Origin of the sequence: Haematobacter sp., from assembly GCF_032102465.1 — a bacterium.
Classification (GTDB): domain Bacteria; phylum Pseudomonadota; class Alphaproteobacteria; order Rhodobacterales; family Rhodobacteraceae; genus Haematobacter.
This window is the reverse complement of sequence record NZ_DAMDHB010000001.1, coordinates 52,811-68,345: the sequence shown is the minus strand read 5'-3', so window position 1 is coordinate 68,345 and position 15,535 is coordinate 52,811. Positions and strand designations below refer to the sequence as shown.

The following is a 15,535-nucleotide window of genomic DNA, read 5'->3' as shown; positions in this document are numbered from 1 at the left end:
GTATTGCCAAGCGAAGGCTATCTCGCGCCTCATGACGCGTGGCTGTTCAGCTGCGGAAACCAATCTGCCGGCAACCGTTTTGGGGCGGGGTAGGGCGGTTCGGCAGGGAGGAGGGTGTGTCGGCTTTGACCCGCAGGGGAGACGTGACCGGGCCACGGCCTTGCGAAGCGGGGGGAGCGAACCGACATAGGGTGGATCAAGGAGACCCACCATGGAAATGCCCGAAGGGGAAGTCTTTATCGCCACCTCGTTGGATGGCTACATCGCCCGACCCGATGGAGATGTTTCGTGGTTAACGAGCTGCCCGCTCCCGGAGGGAGAGGATTTCGGCTATTCCGAACTCATGGCGCGGGTTGACGCGCTTGTTCTGGGCCGCAAGAGCTACGAGAAGGTTCTGAGCTTCGGGGCGTGGCCCTACGATAAGCCGGTGACGGTGCTGAGCCGCACGCTGCCCCCTTGCCGCGCCTGCGATACGGGCGGAAGGGTGGCGATACGGGACCGGGATCCCCTTACTGTCATGGAGGAACTCGGCCGGCAGGGGGCAAGGCGCGTCTATGTGGACGGGGGGGCGGTTGTCTCGGCCTTTCTGCGAGCGGGGCTGATCGAGCAGATGACCATTACCCGGCTGCCGATCCTGCTTGGAGATGGCATCCCGCTTTTCTGCGATACCGGAGAGATCGCGCTTCGGCATGAAGCCACGAGAAGCTGGCCGAACGGCTTCGTGCAATCCGTTTACAGTGTCGGGTAATTTTTTGAAATCATTGTATTATGTGGATGATCTTCCCCTTGATTCCGCCGCAGCTACCCGTGCGGCACGACCGCTTGCACGACGGGCGACGCGGGCACGGATCGCGTCCAAATCGGTGACCGGCGTGGCGGCGAACAGCTCTTTCGTATAGGAGTGTTTCGGGTTGGAGAAAATTTCATCCCGGCTGGCCTGTTCCACAGCCTCCCCCTTGTAGAGCACCATCACATCGTCGGCGATGTAATTCACCACCGAGAGGTCGTGGCTGATGAAGACGTAGGTCAGCTCGAACTCCTCCTGCAGATCGGCAAGCAGGTTCAGCACCTGTGCCTGAACAGAGAGATCGAGTGCGGAAACCGGCTCATCCAGCACCAGCAGCGAAGGCTTCAGCATGAGCGCCCGCGCGATGGCGATCCGCTGACGCTGTCCGCCCGAAAACATATGCGGATAGCGGTTGAAATGCTCGGGCGCCAGGCCGACCTTCAGCAGCATCTGTTCGGCCAGCTCCCGCCGTTCGGCAGCAGGGATGGAAGTGTTGAGCTGCAGCGGCTCCATGAGCACATCGCCGACCTTCTGGCGCGGATTGAGCGAGCCATAGGGGTTCTGAAATACCATCTGCACCTTTGAGCGCATCTCATGCGTCAGGCGGGTCTTGCCGATGTTCACGCTCTTGCCGGCGATCTTAAGATCGCCGCCCGATTGCGGATCGATGAGCGCGATGATCCGGGCAAGCGTCGATTTGCCGGAGCCGGATTCTCCGACGATCGCCAGCGTCTTGCCCTTTGCGACCGCAAAATCCACGCCCTTCACTGCACGGAACGTTCCCCTTTTGGAGAACAGTCCACCCGGAAGATCGTAGTCCTGCGTGATCCCATGGCCTTCGACAACGATCATTGGTTCGCCTCCCCGGCCATGAAATCGGCCACCGTGGACAGCCGGTCACCCGTCGCATTCTCTGGCAGAGCCGAGAGGAGGGCGCGCGTATAGGGGGTTTTCGGCGCCTCGAAGAGGGTCAGCACATCGGCCTCCTCCATCTTCCGGCCCTTGTATTGCACGATCACCCGATCTGCCGTTTCCGCCACCACGCCCATGTCGTGAGTGATCATGATGAGCGCCATGCCGTATTTCTCCTGCAGTTCCATGACCAGATCGAGGATCTGTTTCTGGATCGTCACATCCAGCGCGGTCGTGGGTTCGTCCGCGATGAGCAGGCGCGGATTGGAGGCGATGGCGATGGCGATCATCACCCGCTGGCACTGCCCGCCGGACATCTGATGCGGATAGGCCTTGAGCTTGCCCTCCGGGTCCGGCAGACCCACCGCCCGGAACAGCTCCAGGGCGCGAGCCCGCGCGGCGGAGCGCGACAGGCCGAGGTTCAGCCGCAGCACCTCCTCGATCTGGAAGCCGGCGGTGAAGGAGGGATTGAGCGAGGCGATCGGTTCCTGGAAGATCATCGTGATCTCGCGTCCAATGATCCTGCGCCGCTCCCTCGGCGTCATTGTCAGCATGTCCCGTCCGTCGAAGCGCATGGCGTCTGCCGTGACGGTCGCGCTGTCCGGGAGCAGTCCCATGACGGCCAGCATGGAAACCGATTTGCCGGAGCCGGACTCACCGACGATGGCCAGCACCTCGCCCGCATCCACCGACACATCCACCGCGTCCACGGCGGTGAAGGGGCCTGTCGCGGTGGCGAAGCGCACGGTGAGGTTCTTGATCTCGAGCAGCGGCATCTCAGCCCCTCTTCAGCTTGGGGTCCAGCGCGTCGCGCAGCCCGTCGCCCATGACGTTGATGGCGAGCACGGTGATGAGGATGGCGAGGCCGGGGAAGGTCACCACCCACCACGCCCGCAGGATGAACTCCCGCGCCTCGGCCAGCATGGTGCCCCATTCCGGGGTCGGCGGTTGAGCACCCATACCGAGAAAGCCGAGCGCCGCCGCATCCAGCACCGCGTTGGAGAAGGAGAGCGTGCCCTGCACGATCAGCGGGGCGAGGCAGTTGGGCAGGATCGTCCTGAACATCAGCCGCAGGTTGCCCGCGCCGGACACCCGGGCGGCGGTGACATATTCGCGCCGCTTCTCGCCCATGACCGCCGCACGGGTGAGGCGGGCGAAATGCGGCTGATAGACGATGGCGATGGCGATCATCGCGTTGACCAGTCCCGGCCCCAGTACCGCCACCAGCACGAGCGCCAGCAAAAGCGAGGGGAAGGCAAGGATCACGTCCATCACCCGCATGATGACCGTATCCACCCAGCCGCCGAAGTATCCGGCGACCAGGCCGATGATGATGCCGCCGATCAGGGCGACGGCCACCACGACGATACCGATGAAGAGCGAATACTGCGCGCCATAGATCAGGCGGGAGAGAATGTCCCGCCCGACCGCATCGGTGCCCAGAAGGAACCCGGATTTACCGCCCTCCTGCCAGATCGGCGGGACGAGGAGGGAGTCGCGATATTGCATCGCCGGATTATGCGGCGCGATCAATGATGCGAATATCGCCACGAGGACGAGCAGGACAAAGATCGCCAGCCCTACGACGGCACCCCGGTTCTCGCTGAAATAGAACCAGAAATCCGCGAACATGCGCCGCCGGATGGCGGCATCGGAGAGTTTTGCCGGAGCGGTGGAGGAGGTATCGGTCATGCGCGCCTCACTGATGCCGGATGCGGGGATTGATGAGGCCGTAGGTCAGGTCCACGATCAGGTTCACGATCATGACCACGGCCGCGATGAGGAGCAGACCGCTCTGCACCACGGGATAGTCCCGGCGGGAGATGGAATCGATCATCCACTTGCCGATGCCGGGCCAAGAGAAGATCGTCTCCGTCAGGATCGCGCCAGCCAGGAGCACGCCGATCTGCAGGCCGATGGTGGTGACGACCGGGATCATCGCGTTGCGCAGCGCATGAACCCCAACGACGCGCCCCTCTGACAGGCCCTTGGCCTTGGCGGTGCGGACGTAATCCTCGCCCATTACCTCCAGCATGGCGGAACGGGTCTGACGGGCAATGACCGCAAGCGGGATCGTCGCCAGGACGACGGAGGGCAGGATCAGGTGCGAGACGGCGGAGGCGAAAGCGCCCTTCTGGCCCGAGAGCAGGCTGTCGATCAGCATGAAGCCTGTCACCTGCGGAAAGAAATACATCAGGGAGATGCGCCCGGAAACCGGCGTCCAGCCCAGAGTGCCCGAGAACAGGATGATGAGCAGCAGCCCCCACCAGAAGATCGGCATGGAAAAACCGACAAGCGCCGTCGTCATGGCGAGCTGGTCGAACCAGGAGCCGCGCTTGATTGCCGCGATCACACCCACAGGAACGCCCACCAGCGTTGCGATCAGAATGGCACACAGGCCAAGTTCGATCGTGGCCGGAAAGAGCGCGAGAAACTCAGTCAGAACGGGTTTCTTCGTGACGATGGAATTGCCGAAATCGCCGTGCAGCAGCCGCCACAGGAAATCCAGATACTGTTGCCACATCGGCTTGTCGTAGCCGAGTTGATGGGAAAGCTGCGCATAGCGCTCCGGCGAGATACCGCGCTCACCCGCCATCAGCAGCACCGGATCGCCCGGCAGGATGCGGACGAAACCGAAAGCCACGATCGTGATGCCGAGAAAGGTGGGGATCAGGTAGAGAAGCTTGCCGAGGATGAACCGGATCATGTTTCGCGCTTCTTCCGAGAAGAATAAGGAGCCGGTGCGACGCCTGCCGCACCGGCCATTCAGACATCGGCCCGCTGGTCAGTCGGCCAGTTCGACGCCATCGAAGGTGTGATCGCCAAGCGCGCTCATCACATAGCCTTTGACCTTGTTCGACATCGGCATGAAGACGGTCGAGTGGTCCAGCGTCGCCCAGGGGGCCTGATCCTTGAAGATCACCTGAGCCTGTTCATAGAGCTTGGTCCGTTCGGCCATGTCGGACGTTGCCTTGGCCTTGGCCAGCAGGTCCGAGAACTCCTCGTTGCACCAGAAGGCGCGGTTGGCCCCGCCCGGTTGTGCGGAGGCGCAGGACAGCAGGACGCTGAGGAAGTTGTCCGGATCGCCGTTGTCGCCGGTCCAGCCGAGGATCACGGCGCCGTCGCGGCCCTCCTCCATCGACTTCTTCAGATATTCACCCCATTCGTAGGAGACGATCTCCACCTTCACCCCGACCTTGTCGAAGTCCGACTGGATCAGCTCCGCCGTGCGCCGTGCGTTGGGCATGTAGGGACGCTGCACCGGCATTGCCCAGATCTTCATGGACAGATCCTTGACGCCGGCCTCGTCCAGCAGCTTCTTCGCCGCGGCCGGATCGTAGGCATCGTCCTGCACGGCGTCGTTGTAGGACCACATGGTCGGCGGGATCGGGTTCTTGGCCACCGCACCGGAGCCCTGGAACACGGCATCGATGATCGCTTGCTTGTTCATCGCCATGTTCAGCGCCTTGCGGACGCTCGGGTTGTCGAACGGCGCCTGCTGGGTGTTGTAGGCGAGATAGCCGACGTTGAGGCCGGGAGCCTCCATCATGGTGAGGTTCGAATCCGCCTTGATGCCCTGGATATCCGCAGGGGCGGGGTAGGGCATGATGTGGCACTCACCCGCCTTCAGCTTCTGGAGCCGGACGGCAGCGTCGGGGGTGATCGCAAAGATCAGGTTCTCCACCTTCGCCTTTTCGCCCCAGTAGTCATCGTTCCGCTGGTAGCGGATCACCGCGTCCTTCTGGTAGGCGACGAACTTGAACGGCCCGGTGCCTACGGGAAGGTTGTTGAAGTCCTCCGGGTGGCCTGCCGCCATCAGCGTGTCGGCATATTCCTTGGAGGCAATGGAGGCAAAGGGCATGGCCAGGTTCGCCATGAACGGCGCTTCGGGCCGGTTCAGCACGAACTTGACGGTATGGTCGTCAACCTTCTGGATTTCCTTGATGAGACTGTCCATCTCCATCGAGGAGTAATATTCATAGGTGATACCCGCCACATAGTTGTGGAACGGATTGTCCGCCTTGCCCTGCCGCTCGAAGGAGAAGATCACGTCATCCGCGGTGAGCTCACGGCTGGGCGTAAAGCCTTGCGTGCTGTGGAATTTCACACCCGGACGCAGATGGAACGTGTATTCCAGCCCGTCATCGGACACATCCCAGCTCTCTGCGAGCGCCGGCTGCACCTCCGTGGTGCCCGGCTTGAACTGGACCAGACGGTTGTACACAGGATGCGCGCTGGCGTCGAAAGTCGTGCCGGCGGTATAGGGCGCGGGGTCGAAGCCCTCGGGCGAGCCCTCCGAGCAATAGACCAGTGTCTGTGCCTGAAGTGCGCCTGCCGACATCAGCGCGAGCGCTGAGGCGGCCAGAAGGCGTGTGCTGAACGGTTTCATGTCTTCTCCCTGAGGTTCGAAATTGCCCCTGCGCCATGGTGACGTGCCGGTCACGCCGGTCAAGCGGATTTCCGCTTTTGACAAGTGCAGTCAGGACGGGGGGATTTTTGCCGGCTGTTGGATGCCGGTTGGGGCAGCCCGCTTCGGGGCGCCGCGGGTCCGGCCGGCGGAAGGCTCCGCCAGCCGGAATTGGTGTCAGGCGAGGGCCCGGTTCAGGTATTCGTCAACCTTCTCGAGATAGCCCATCGTCGTGAGCCACTTCTGATCCGGGCCGACGAGCAGCGCGAGGTCCTTGGTCATGTAACCATCCTCAACCGCCTGCACGGTCACCTTCTCCAGCGTTTCGGCGAAGGACAGCAGCGCCTGGTTGTTGTCGAGCTTGGCGCGGTGCTTCAGGCCGCCGGTCCAAGCGTAGATCGAGGCGATGGAGTTGGTCGAGGTCTCCTTGCCTGCCTGATGCTGGCGATAGTGCCGGGTCACGGTGCCGTGGGCGGCTTCCGCTTCGACCGTCTTGCCATCGGGCGTCATCAGGACGGAGGTCATCAGGCCGAGGGAGCCGAAGCCCTGCGCCACGGTATCGGACTGCACGTCGCCGTCGTAGTTCTTGCAGGCCCAGACATAGCCGCCGGACCATTTCAGCGCCGAGGCCACCATATCGTCGATCAGGCGGTGCTCGTAGGTGATGCCCTTCTTCTTGAAGGCCTCCTCGAACTCTTCCTCATAGACCTTCTGGAACAGGTCCTTGAAGCGGCCGTCATAGGCTTTCAGGATCGTGTTCTTGGTGGAAAGATAAACCGGCCAGCCAAGGTTCAGACCGTAGTTCATCGAGGCACGGGCGAAGTCGATGATCGAATCGTCAAGGTTGTACATCGCCATCGTCACGCCGGAGCCGGGCGCATCGAAGACGTCACGCTCGATCGTCGTGCCATCTTCGCCCACGAACTTCAGCGTGAGCTTGCCCTTGCCGGGGAAGCGGAAGTCGGTGGCGCGATACTGGTCGCCGTAGGCATGACGCCCGACCACGATGGGCTGGGTCCAGCCGGGGACAAGACGGGGCACGTTCTTGCAGATGATCGGCTGACGGAAGATTACGCCGCCCAGGATGTTGCGGATCGTGCCGTTGGGCGACCGCCACATCTGCTTGAGGCCGAATTCCTCCACCCGCGCTTCATCGGGGGTGATCGTGGCGCATTTCACGCCGACGCCATACTGCTTGATCGCGTTGGCCGCATCGATGGTGATCTGGTCGTTGGTGCGGTCACGCTCCTCGATGCCCAGATCGTAGTACTTCAGGTCGAGGTCGAGGTAAGGCAGTATGAGCTTCTTCTTGATGAACTCCCAGATAATACGGGTCATCTCATCGCCGTCGAGTTCGACGACGGGATTGGCTACCTTGATCTTGGACACGGGCAGAAGCTCCTTTGCCGGAATCGTCAGCCTGCCTCTAGCGCAAATGTGCCTTGGGGGAAAGGGCGGTATCCAACGGCATACGATGCAAGATGCCCCGCAAGGGCAGCTTGAACCCGGCATGTGGCGCGAAGCCGCCCCGGCGCGCAATATGCGGGCGGCCCGCGACCGACCCGAGACATATCATGAGCGGCAGTTGCAGAGATCTGCGTTATTCCGTCGCACGATCTGCAGTAAGATGCCCCTCGGTGAGCGCGCGCACATGGTGCCACAGGTCGGGGGCCCCGCGCGCGATCTTGCTGCCCACGCGGCGCTCCAGGAGCTCCTCCGTGACGCCGAATTCCTGCCATGTCCCGCCGCCGAGGGCGATGTTGTGCATGACCGGCTGAACCCGGTCTATGGCCTTGGCGAAGATGGCGTCAGGGGTGCGCGCGGCTTCGAATTCTTCCCACAACGCCCGGAGGCTGGATGCTAGCTCCGACGGCAACAGGCCGAAAATCCGGTCTGCCGCACGCTGTTCACGCGCCGCGACATCCGCCGCATCGAACGTGCCGTGGATCGGGGTATCGCCCACGTCGATCTCCACCAGGTCGTGGATCAGCAGCATGCGGATGACGCGATCTATGCTGACATCCGGGCCTGCCTGATCGGCGAGGATCAGCGCGTAAAGCGCCACGTGCCACGAATGCTCGCCGGAGTTCTCCCGCCGGGAATCATCGGTCAGGCGGCTGGCCCGAAGCACGGTCTTCAGCCGGTCGGCCTCCTGAAGGAAGGCAAGCTGCCGCTCCAGATTTGAGGGGGTATGCGCGCTGTCGGCCATTGAGGGTGTCTCCGTCCGGATCGCCGGAAGAAAACGGCCGCCGGAGGGGGCGGCCGTCGGATGTCAGCGTGTCGTTTCCGTCAGCCGGCGCTTCACATAGCCGGTGACCGTGTCGATCATCGGCTCCATATGCGGGTCTTCGAAGAAGTGCCCGGCGCCATCGACCTGCTCATGGGTGATCGTGATACCCTTCTGCTCGCGCAGCTTGCCCACCAGCGTGGACGTATCCTTCGGCGGAGCGACGCGGTCCGCGCTGCCGTTGATGATGAGCCCGGAGGACGGGCAGGGCGCGAGGAAGGAGAAGTCGTAGAGGTTCGCCTGCGGCGCCACCGACACGAATCCCGTGATCTCCGGCCGCCGCATGAGGAGCTGCATGCCGATCCATGCGCCGAAGGAGAAGCCCGCCACCCAGCAATGCTTGGAGTTCTGGTTCATCGACTGGAGGTAATCGAGCGCGGAGGCCGCGTCCGACAGCTCGCCGATGCCCTGATCGTATTCGCCCTGGCTGCGCCCGACACCGCGGAAGTTGAACCGCAGCACCGTGAAGCCCATGTTGTAAAAGGCATAATGCAGGTTGTAGACGACGCGGTTGTTCATCGTCCCGCCGAACTGCGGGTGCGGATGCAGGACGATGGCGATCGGTGCGTCACGCTCTTTTTGGGGATGATAGCGACCTTCGAGCCGGCCGTCCGGCCCCTGGAAAATAACTTCGGGCATCCTGCCGCCTGTATCCTCGCTTCACTGTGACCTGCCGTCCGGCGGACGGGGCGAACTTGACCGCGGGCTTCACAGCACTTAGAATAATTCCAAGTTTCCGGACGCCGGTGGACGGATGGCAATTAAGCAGCCTTCCGGCCCGCGTCAATGCTTTGGGGGTATCATGAAGCTCTCGACCAAGGGGCGCTACGCGATGGTGGCGCTTGCCGATCTTGCGATGGCGGAAGGCGACGGGATGGTTTCGCTGGCCGAGATCGCCCGTCGGCAGGATCTGTCGCTGCCCTATCTGGAGCAGCTTTTCGTCAAGCTCCGCCGCGCGGGGCTGGTTGAATCCGTGCGTGGCCCCGGCGGCGGCTACAGGCTGGCGCGCCCCGCCTCCGACATCCGGGTGTCCGATATTCTGGAAGCCGTCGATGAAACGGTGAGCGCCATGCACACCGGGGCGGGGGCGACGGGCGGGGTTTCCGGCACGCGGGCGCAGTCGCTGACCAACCGGCTCTGGGAAGGTCTCTCCGCCCATGTCTATGTCTTTCTGCATCAGACGCGGCTGTCGGAAGTCATCGGCAACCAGCTTCGCCCCTGTCCCGCGGTTCCCTCGATCTTTCGCATCGTGGATGAGGAGGAGGCTTCCGCGCCGCTGAACGCGGCGCCCGCTCCGGCGGCGGTGAAATGAACGGCGATACTGCGCGGGTCTATCTGGACTGGAATGCCACGACCCCGCTCCGGCCCGAGGCGCGCCAGGCGATGATCGCGGCAATGGAGGCGGTGGGCAACCCGTCCTCCGTCCATGCCGAGGGACGCGCGGCCAAGGCCATCGTCGAAAGGGCGCGCGCGCAGATCGCCGCGGCGCTCGGGGCGGACGGGGCGGATATCGTCTTTACCTCGGGGGCGACGGAGGCAGCGGCGCTGACGCTCGCGGGCCGTGATTTTGCCGGGGCGGAGATCGAGCATGACGCGGTGGGCGCCTGGATCAGCCCTGTTCTTACGACCGACCGGAACGGGCAGGTCAGCGTCCCGGACCCCGCGCATTCCACGCTGCAACTCGCCAACAGCGAAACGGGTATCCTTCAGACCCTGCCGGAAGGGCTTGCGGTCTCCGATCTCACGCAGGGGTTCGGCAAGGTGCCTTTTGCCTTCAACTGGCTCGGTCTCGACATGGGGCTGGTATCGGCACACAAGCTCGGCGGTCCCAAGGGGATCGGCGCCGTGGTCCTGCGGCGCTGGCTGGACCTTGCCGCCCAGATACGCGGCGGCGGTCAGGAGATGGGGCGCCGCTCGGGTACGGAGAACATCGTCGGGATCGCCGGATTCGGGGCAGCCGCAGAAGCGGCGGCGCGGGATTTGGCAGAGGGCGTCTGGGATCGCGTCGCGGAACTTAGAAATAGTCTAGAACTAAACTTGGCATCCGCCGCTGAAGGGACTATTTTTGTCGGGAAAGACGGTCCGCGGCTGCCAAACACCTCCTGCATCGTGACGCCCGGCTGGAAGGGCGAGACGCAGGTGATGCAGCTTGATCTGGCCGGTTTCGCGATTTCGGCCGGTTCTGCCTGCTCCAGCGGCAAGGTCAGGGTAAGCCGGACGCTCCGTGCGATGGGCTTTGATGACATCGCGGCCGCATCGGCGATCCGGGTGTCGATCGGGCCCGGAACGCGGGAAGAGGATTTGTCGCGCTTCGCCGAAGCGTGGCTCTCGCGGCGCGCGAAGGCGCGGCTGCGGGTCGCTTGAATGGCCGGCAACCGCCGGCGGAAGGATGAGGAAGATGGCAGCACGCGAGATGAGCGAAGCCGAACGGCTGGAACTCGCCGCAGCAGATGCGGTGACCGAGGTCCGTGACGGCGTCGACCGCGAGACGGTCGAAACCGTCCAGGCGATGGCCGGCAAGTATAAATACGGCTGGGAAACCGAGATCGAGACCGAATACGCGCCGAAGGGTCTGAACGAGGACATCGTGCGCCTGATCTCTGAAAAGAACGGCGAACCGGAGTGGATGCTGGACTGGCGTCTGGCCGCGTATCGCCGCTGGGTGAAGATGGAGGAGCCCCGCTGGGCCATGCTCCACTACCCAGAGATCGCCTATCAGGACCAGTACTACTACGCCAAACCGAAGAGCATGACGGAGAAGCCGAAGTCGCTTGACGACGTGGATCCGGCCCTGCTCGCGACCTATGCAAAGCTCGGTATCCCGCTGAAGGAACAGATGATCCTCGCGGGAGTCGAGGGCGCAGGAGACACTCCGGCGGAGGCCCGCAAGGTCGCCGTCGATGCGGTGTTCGACAGCGTCTCCGTCGGCACGACCTTCAAGGAGGAGCTGGCGAAGGCGGGCGTGATCTTCTGCTCGATCTCCGAAGCGGTCCGGGAGCACCCCGAGCTGGTAAAGAAATACCTGGGCTCGGTCGTGCCGCAATCCGACAACTTCTTCGCCACGCTGAACTCCGCCGTGTTCTCGGACGGGTCGTTCGTCTACGTGCCGCCGGGCGTGCGCTGCCCGATGGAGCTGTCCACCTACTTCCGCATCAATGCGGAGAACACCGGGCAGTTCGAACGCACGCTGATCATCGCTGACAAGGGCGCCTACGTCAGCTACCTCGAAGGCTGCACCGCGCCGAAACGCGAGACGCACCAGCTTCACGCCGCCGTGGTGGAAATCGTGCTGCTCGACGATGCGGAGGTGAAATACTCTACCGTCCAGAACTGGTATCCGGGCGACGAGGAGGGCCGGGGCGGCATCTACAACTTCGTCACCAAGCGGGCGGACTGCCGCGGCGCGCGCTCCAAGGTCATGTGGACGCAGGTGGAAACCGGATCGGCGATCACCTGGAAATACCCGTCCTGCATCCTGCGGGGTGATGACAGCCAGGGCGAGTTCTACTCCATCGCCATCGCCAACAACATGCAGCAGGCCGATACCGGCACCAAGATGATCCACCTCGGCCGGAACACCAAGTCCCGGATCGTGTCGAAGGGCATCTCGGCGGGCAAGGCGCAGAATACCTATCGCGGGCTGGTTTCCATGCATCCGCGCGCGCAGAACAGCCGCAACTACACGCAGTGCGACAGCCTGCTCATCGGCGATCAGTGCGGGGCGCATACCGTGCCCTACATCGAGATCCGCAACAACTCGAGCCGGACGGAGCATGAGGCCACCACCTCCAAGGTCGATGACGATCAGCTCTTCTACTGCCGCCAGCGCGGCATGGATGAGGAGGAGGCCGTGGCGCTTGTGGTGAACGGTTTCTGCCGGGAAGTGCTTCAGGCGCTGCCGATGGAATTCGCCATGGAAGCGCAGCAGCTTGTCGCCATTTCGCTGGAAGGCTCGGTCGGCTGAGCCGCCGCCAATTATCAGGGACGGCGCCCAGGCGTCGGAATAAACATGTTGAATATCAAAAATCTGCACGTCAAACTTGAAGAAGAGGATAAGCAAATCCTCAAGGGCGTCGATCTGACGGTCGAGGCCGGCAAGGTGCATGCGATCATGGGGCCGAACGGCTCGGGCAAATCGACGCTCTCCTATGTGCTCTCCGGTCGCGACGGCTACGAGGTCACCGAGGGTTCCGCGACGCTGGATGGCGAGGAGCTCTTGGAGATGGACCCGGAGGAGCGTGCCGCCGCTGGCCTGTTCCTTGCCTTCCAGTATCCGGTGGAAATTCCCGGCGTCGGCAACATGACCTTCCTACGCACCGCCGTGAACGCGCAGCGCAAGGCGCGGGGCGAGGAGGAGATGTCCTCCACCGAATTCCTGAAGGTCGTGCGGGAAAAGGCCAAGGCGCTGAAGATCGACGCGGACATGCTGAAGCGTCCTGTCAACGTGGGCTTCTCCGGCGGGGAGAAGAAGCGTAACGAAATCCTCCAGATGGCCATGCTGGAGCCGCGGATGTGCATTCTGGACGAGACGGATTCCGGTCTTGACGTTGATGCGATGAAGCTGGTGGCCGACGGTGTGAATGCGCTCCGCTCGCCGGATCGTTCCTTCCTTGTGATTACCCACTACCAGCGCCTGCTGGACCATATCAAACCCGATGTGGTGCATATCATGGCGAACGGCCGGATCGTAAAGACCGGCGGGCCGGAACTGGCGCTGGAGGTCGAGAACAACGGTTACGCCGATATCCTGGGGGAGACGGCCTGATGGCGATCCCGCAAGCGAAGATCGACGTGACGGAGGCGCGGCTTTCCGCGCTGACCGCCCCGGAAGGGAGCGGCTGGGGAGAGGGCGCGCGCGCCAAGGCGCTCCAGCGTCTGCGCGACATGGGCCTGCCCACCCGCCGCGACGAATACTGGAAGTATACCGACCCTGCATCTCTGACGCAGGCGGAGGCGCCTGCCGCCGCGCTTAATTCCCACGCGGAGGAGGCTTTTGCCGATATCGACCGCGTGAAGATCGTCTTTACGGACGGGCGTTTCGACAGCGCGGCGTCGGACGATCTCGGTCTCTCCGGGATCGAGGTGGAGCAACTGGCCGATGCGCTGGCGCGTGACATCCACTGGGGGCGTGAGATTTACGGTGTGCTGGAGGCCGCGGGTCAGAATCCGGTGCAGCGCTCTCTGGCAACGCTGAACACGGCCTATGCCGAAGCGGGCGTCATGATCCGCGTCAAGGGCGCGGTCGCCAGGCCCGTTCATCTGATTTATCGTTCTGGATCAGAGAATAAAGACGTTATTCTTCACCATTGCGTAAAGATGGATGAAGGCTCCGATCTTACGCTGCTTGAGAGCGGTACAGCGGCGGGGCGTCTGAACAGTGTGCTGGAGGTCGATGTCGCCGATGGCGCGCGCTTTCACCACGTTCGCATTCAGGGCCGCGATCATGAGCGCCGGGTGAACACGCATGTCTTTGCCCGTATCGGCAAGGAAAGCCTGTTCAAGAGCTTCACGCTTGCCATGAACGGCGTGCTGACGCGCAATGAAGTGGTGATGGATATCGTCGGGCACAGCGCGAATGCGCATGTCGCCGGTGCCTGCGTGGGCGACGGCACGGATTTCCACCACGACGACACGGTGTTCATCACCCATGCCGGCGTGGGCTGCGAAAGCCGTCAAGTGTTCAAGAAGGTGCTCCGCAACGGCGCGACCGGCGTTTTCCAGGGCAAGATCCTTGTCAAGCAGAGCGCGCAGAAAACGGATGGCTATCAGATCAGCCAGTCGCTTCTGCTCGATGGTGACAGCCAGTTCCTGACGAAGCCGGAGCTTGAGATCTACGCCGACGATGTGAAATGCTCCCACGGCTCCACCTCCGGCGCCATCGACGAGGAGGCGCTGTTCTACCTGCGCTCCCGCGGGGTGGATCTCCACACGGCGCAGACGCTGCTCGTGCTCTCCTTCCTCGCCGATGCTGTGGCGGAGATCGAGGATGAGGGCATCGCGGGCGATATCCTGACCCGGCTTGAGGGCTGGCTTGTCCGTCACCGGCACTGAAGCGGCATGGCGATCACGACCGAGATCCTGCGCAGCTATCGCACGCCGGGGGCGGTCGTGCGCCGTCGCTTGTCGGATGGGGTGAGAGAGGACAGGGCGCTTGCGGTTCTGATGGCGGCCTGTCTGGTGATCTTCGTGGCTCAATGGCCCCGGCTGGCACGGGAGGCGCATCTTGACCCGACCGTCCCGCTTGACGCACGGCTGGGGGGTGCGCTGCTCGGCTGGCTGTTTCTGGCGCCGCTGTTCTTTTATCTGCTGGCGGGCCTGTCTCATCTTGTCGCACGGGTTCTGGGCGGGCGAGGCAGCTATCATACCGCACGTGTTGCGCTTTTCTGGTCTTTGCTGGCCTCGGCGCCGCTTTTTCTGCTCAATGGGCTGGTCGCCGGTCTGGTCGGCCCGTCCCCCGCGGCGACCGTCACGGGCATCGTGGTGCTTGCGGTCTTTCTGACGATCTGGTTTCTCTCGCTTGCCGAAGCGGAGCGGCCGCAGCCGGCGACGCCGTGAGGACATATGGCCATCTTCAGTCTCCGTGAGCTGATCCTGACACCGCGCGCTGCCCTGCGCCGTATTCTGGATCTCAACCTGCCCATGTCAGCACGCTGGCAGGTTTTCCTGATCGTGGCGGTGGCGAGCGCGCTTTTCTCCCACCTGTTCCTGTGGCTCGTCGGAGGCACGGCCTTGATGGGGGCGAGCCTCAGCCCGATTCTGACCGGCGCGATCCAAGCGCTGCTTTTGCTGATTGTTGTGGGGGCGGTGCAGCTTTTCGGGCGCGCGTTCGGGGGAACGGCACGGTTTGCCGATACGCTGCTTGGCGTCTCCGTTCTGCAGGGGGTGATGGTCATTGCGCAATGCGCGCAGCTTCTTCTCTATTTCGCCCTTCCCGTTCTGGGCGAGGTCGCCGGTTTCGCCGCCGTCATCCTGTTCTTCTGGTTGCTGACCAACTTCGTCACGGAGTTGCATGGCTTCCGCAGCCGGATGCGGGTGTTTCTGGGGGTGATCTTTGCCGTGTTCTGCGTGGCTTCGGTTCTTGCCCTGCTGTTTGGCAGCCTTGCCACGATGCCGCCCGGGCTGACCCCGGCTGGAGGCTGAC

Annotated in this window: 16 protein-coding genes; 8 read left to right on the top strand and 8 right to left on the bottom strand. The window is 63.2% G+C overall.

Annotation, left to right across the window (positions count from 1 at the left end; all coding sequences use genetic code 11):
- Positions 1-211 precede the first annotated feature (211 nt).
- A complete protein-coding gene (locus tag RT513_RS00335) occupies positions 212-748 on the top strand; it encodes a dihydrofolate reductase family protein (protein ID WP_218821864.1) in 537 nt (178 codons plus the stop codon).
- Between the two features lie 18 nt (positions 749-766).
- Here RT513_RS00335 and RT513_RS00330 read toward each other — a convergent pair whose 3' ends face one another.
- From RT513_RS00330 to RT513_RS00295, 8 genes are all read right to left on the bottom strand, one after another.
- Positions 767-1,639, bottom strand: coding sequence for an ATP-binding cassette domain-containing protein (locus tag RT513_RS00330; protein WP_290689360.1), 873 nt, complete (start codon positions 1,637-1,639; stop codon positions 767-769).
- On the bottom strand, positions 1,636-2,475 hold the full coding sequence (locus RT513_RS00325) for an ABC transporter ATP-binding protein (RefSeq protein WP_290689358.1): 840 nt from the start codon (positions 2,473-2,475) through the stop codon (positions 1,636-1,638). The genes RT513_RS00330 and RT513_RS00325 overlap by 4 nt, the downstream gene beginning before the upstream one ends.
- Before the next feature lies 1 nt (position 2,476).
- Positions 2,477-3,391: an ABC transporter permease subunit gene (locus RT513_RS00320; RefSeq protein ID WP_290689356.1), complete on the bottom strand. Its 915-nt coding sequence runs from the start codon at positions 3,389-3,391 to the stop codon at positions 2,477-2,479.
- A gap of 7 nt (positions 3,392-3,398) precedes the next feature.
- Positions 3,399-4,406 (bottom strand): ABC transporter permease subunit, encoded by a 1,008-nt coding sequence (locus RT513_RS00315; protein WP_088213790.1) that lies wholly within the window; start codon positions 4,404-4,406, stop codon positions 3,399-3,401.
- A gap of 78 nt (positions 4,407-4,484) precedes the next feature.
- A complete protein-coding gene (locus RT513_RS00310; protein WP_290689353.1) occupies positions 4,485-6,089 on the bottom strand; it encodes an ABC transporter substrate-binding protein in 1,605 nt (534 codons plus the stop codon).
- A gap of 195 nt (positions 6,090-6,284) precedes the next feature.
- On the bottom strand, positions 6,285-7,496 hold the full coding sequence (locus tag RT513_RS00305; RefSeq protein ID WP_088213788.1) for an NADP-dependent isocitrate dehydrogenase: 1,212 nt from the start codon (positions 7,494-7,496) through the stop codon (positions 6,285-6,287).
- Positions 7,497-7,707: 211 nt separating this feature from the next.
- Positions 7,708-8,316, bottom strand: coding sequence for an HD domain-containing protein (locus RT513_RS00300; protein ID WP_088213787.1), 609 nt, complete (start codon positions 8,314-8,316; stop codon positions 7,708-7,710).
- A 63-nt stretch (positions 8,317-8,379) separates the two neighbouring features.
- A complete protein-coding gene (locus tag RT513_RS00295; protein WP_088213786.1) occupies positions 8,380-9,033 on the bottom strand; it encodes an alpha/beta hydrolase in 654 nt (217 codons plus the stop codon).
- Positions 9,034-9,196: 163 nt separating this feature from the next.
- Here RT513_RS00295 and RT513_RS00290 point away from each other — a divergent pair, with 163 nt between their 5' ends.
- The 7 genes from RT513_RS00290 to RT513_RS00260 are packed head-to-tail and all read left to right on the top strand — an operon-like array spanning position 9,197 to position 15,534.
- Positions 9,197-9,706, top strand: a complete 510-nt coding sequence (locus tag RT513_RS00290; protein WP_088213785.1) for an Rrf2 family transcriptional regulator — start codon at positions 9,197-9,199, stop codon at positions 9,704-9,706.
- The gene (locus tag RT513_RS00285) at positions 9,703-10,758 is read left to right on the top strand and encodes a cysteine desulfurase family protein (RefSeq protein WP_290689348.1); all 1,056 of its coding nucleotides are present in this window, start codon (positions 9,703-9,705) and stop codon (positions 10,756-10,758) included. The genes RT513_RS00290 and RT513_RS00285 overlap by 4 nt, the downstream gene beginning before the upstream one ends.
- A gap of 49 nt (positions 10,759-10,807) precedes the next feature.
- The gene (gene sufB / locus RT513_RS00280) at positions 10,808-12,358 is read left to right on the top strand and encodes a Fe-S cluster assembly protein SufB (protein ID WP_088213928.1); all 1,551 of its coding nucleotides are present in this window, start codon (positions 10,808-10,810) and stop codon (positions 12,356-12,358) included.
- Positions 12,359-12,403: 45 nt separating this feature from the next.
- Entirely contained in the window at positions 12,404-13,159 is a 756-nt protein-coding gene (gene sufC, locus RT513_RS00275; protein WP_035741084.1) for a Fe-S cluster assembly ATPase SufC, read from the top strand.
- Positions 13,159-14,445 (top strand): SufD family Fe-S cluster assembly protein, encoded by a 1,287-nt coding sequence (locus RT513_RS00270; protein ID WP_313533430.1) that lies wholly within the window; start codon positions 13,159-13,161, stop codon positions 14,443-14,445. Before sufC ends, RT513_RS00270 begins: the two co-directional genes overlap by 1 nt.
- 6 nt (positions 14,446-14,451) lie before the next feature.
- Complete coding sequence (locus RT513_RS00265; protein ID WP_088213781.1) at positions 14,452-14,949, top strand: YIP1 family protein; 498 nt, start codon at positions 14,452-14,454, stop codon at positions 14,947-14,949.
- A 6-nt stretch (positions 14,950-14,955) separates the two neighbouring features.
- On the top strand, positions 14,956-15,534 hold the full coding sequence (locus RT513_RS00260) for a Yip1 family protein (RefSeq protein ID WP_088213780.1): 579 nt from the start codon (positions 14,956-14,958) through the stop codon (positions 15,532-15,534).
- Position 15,535 lies beyond the last annotated feature (1 nt).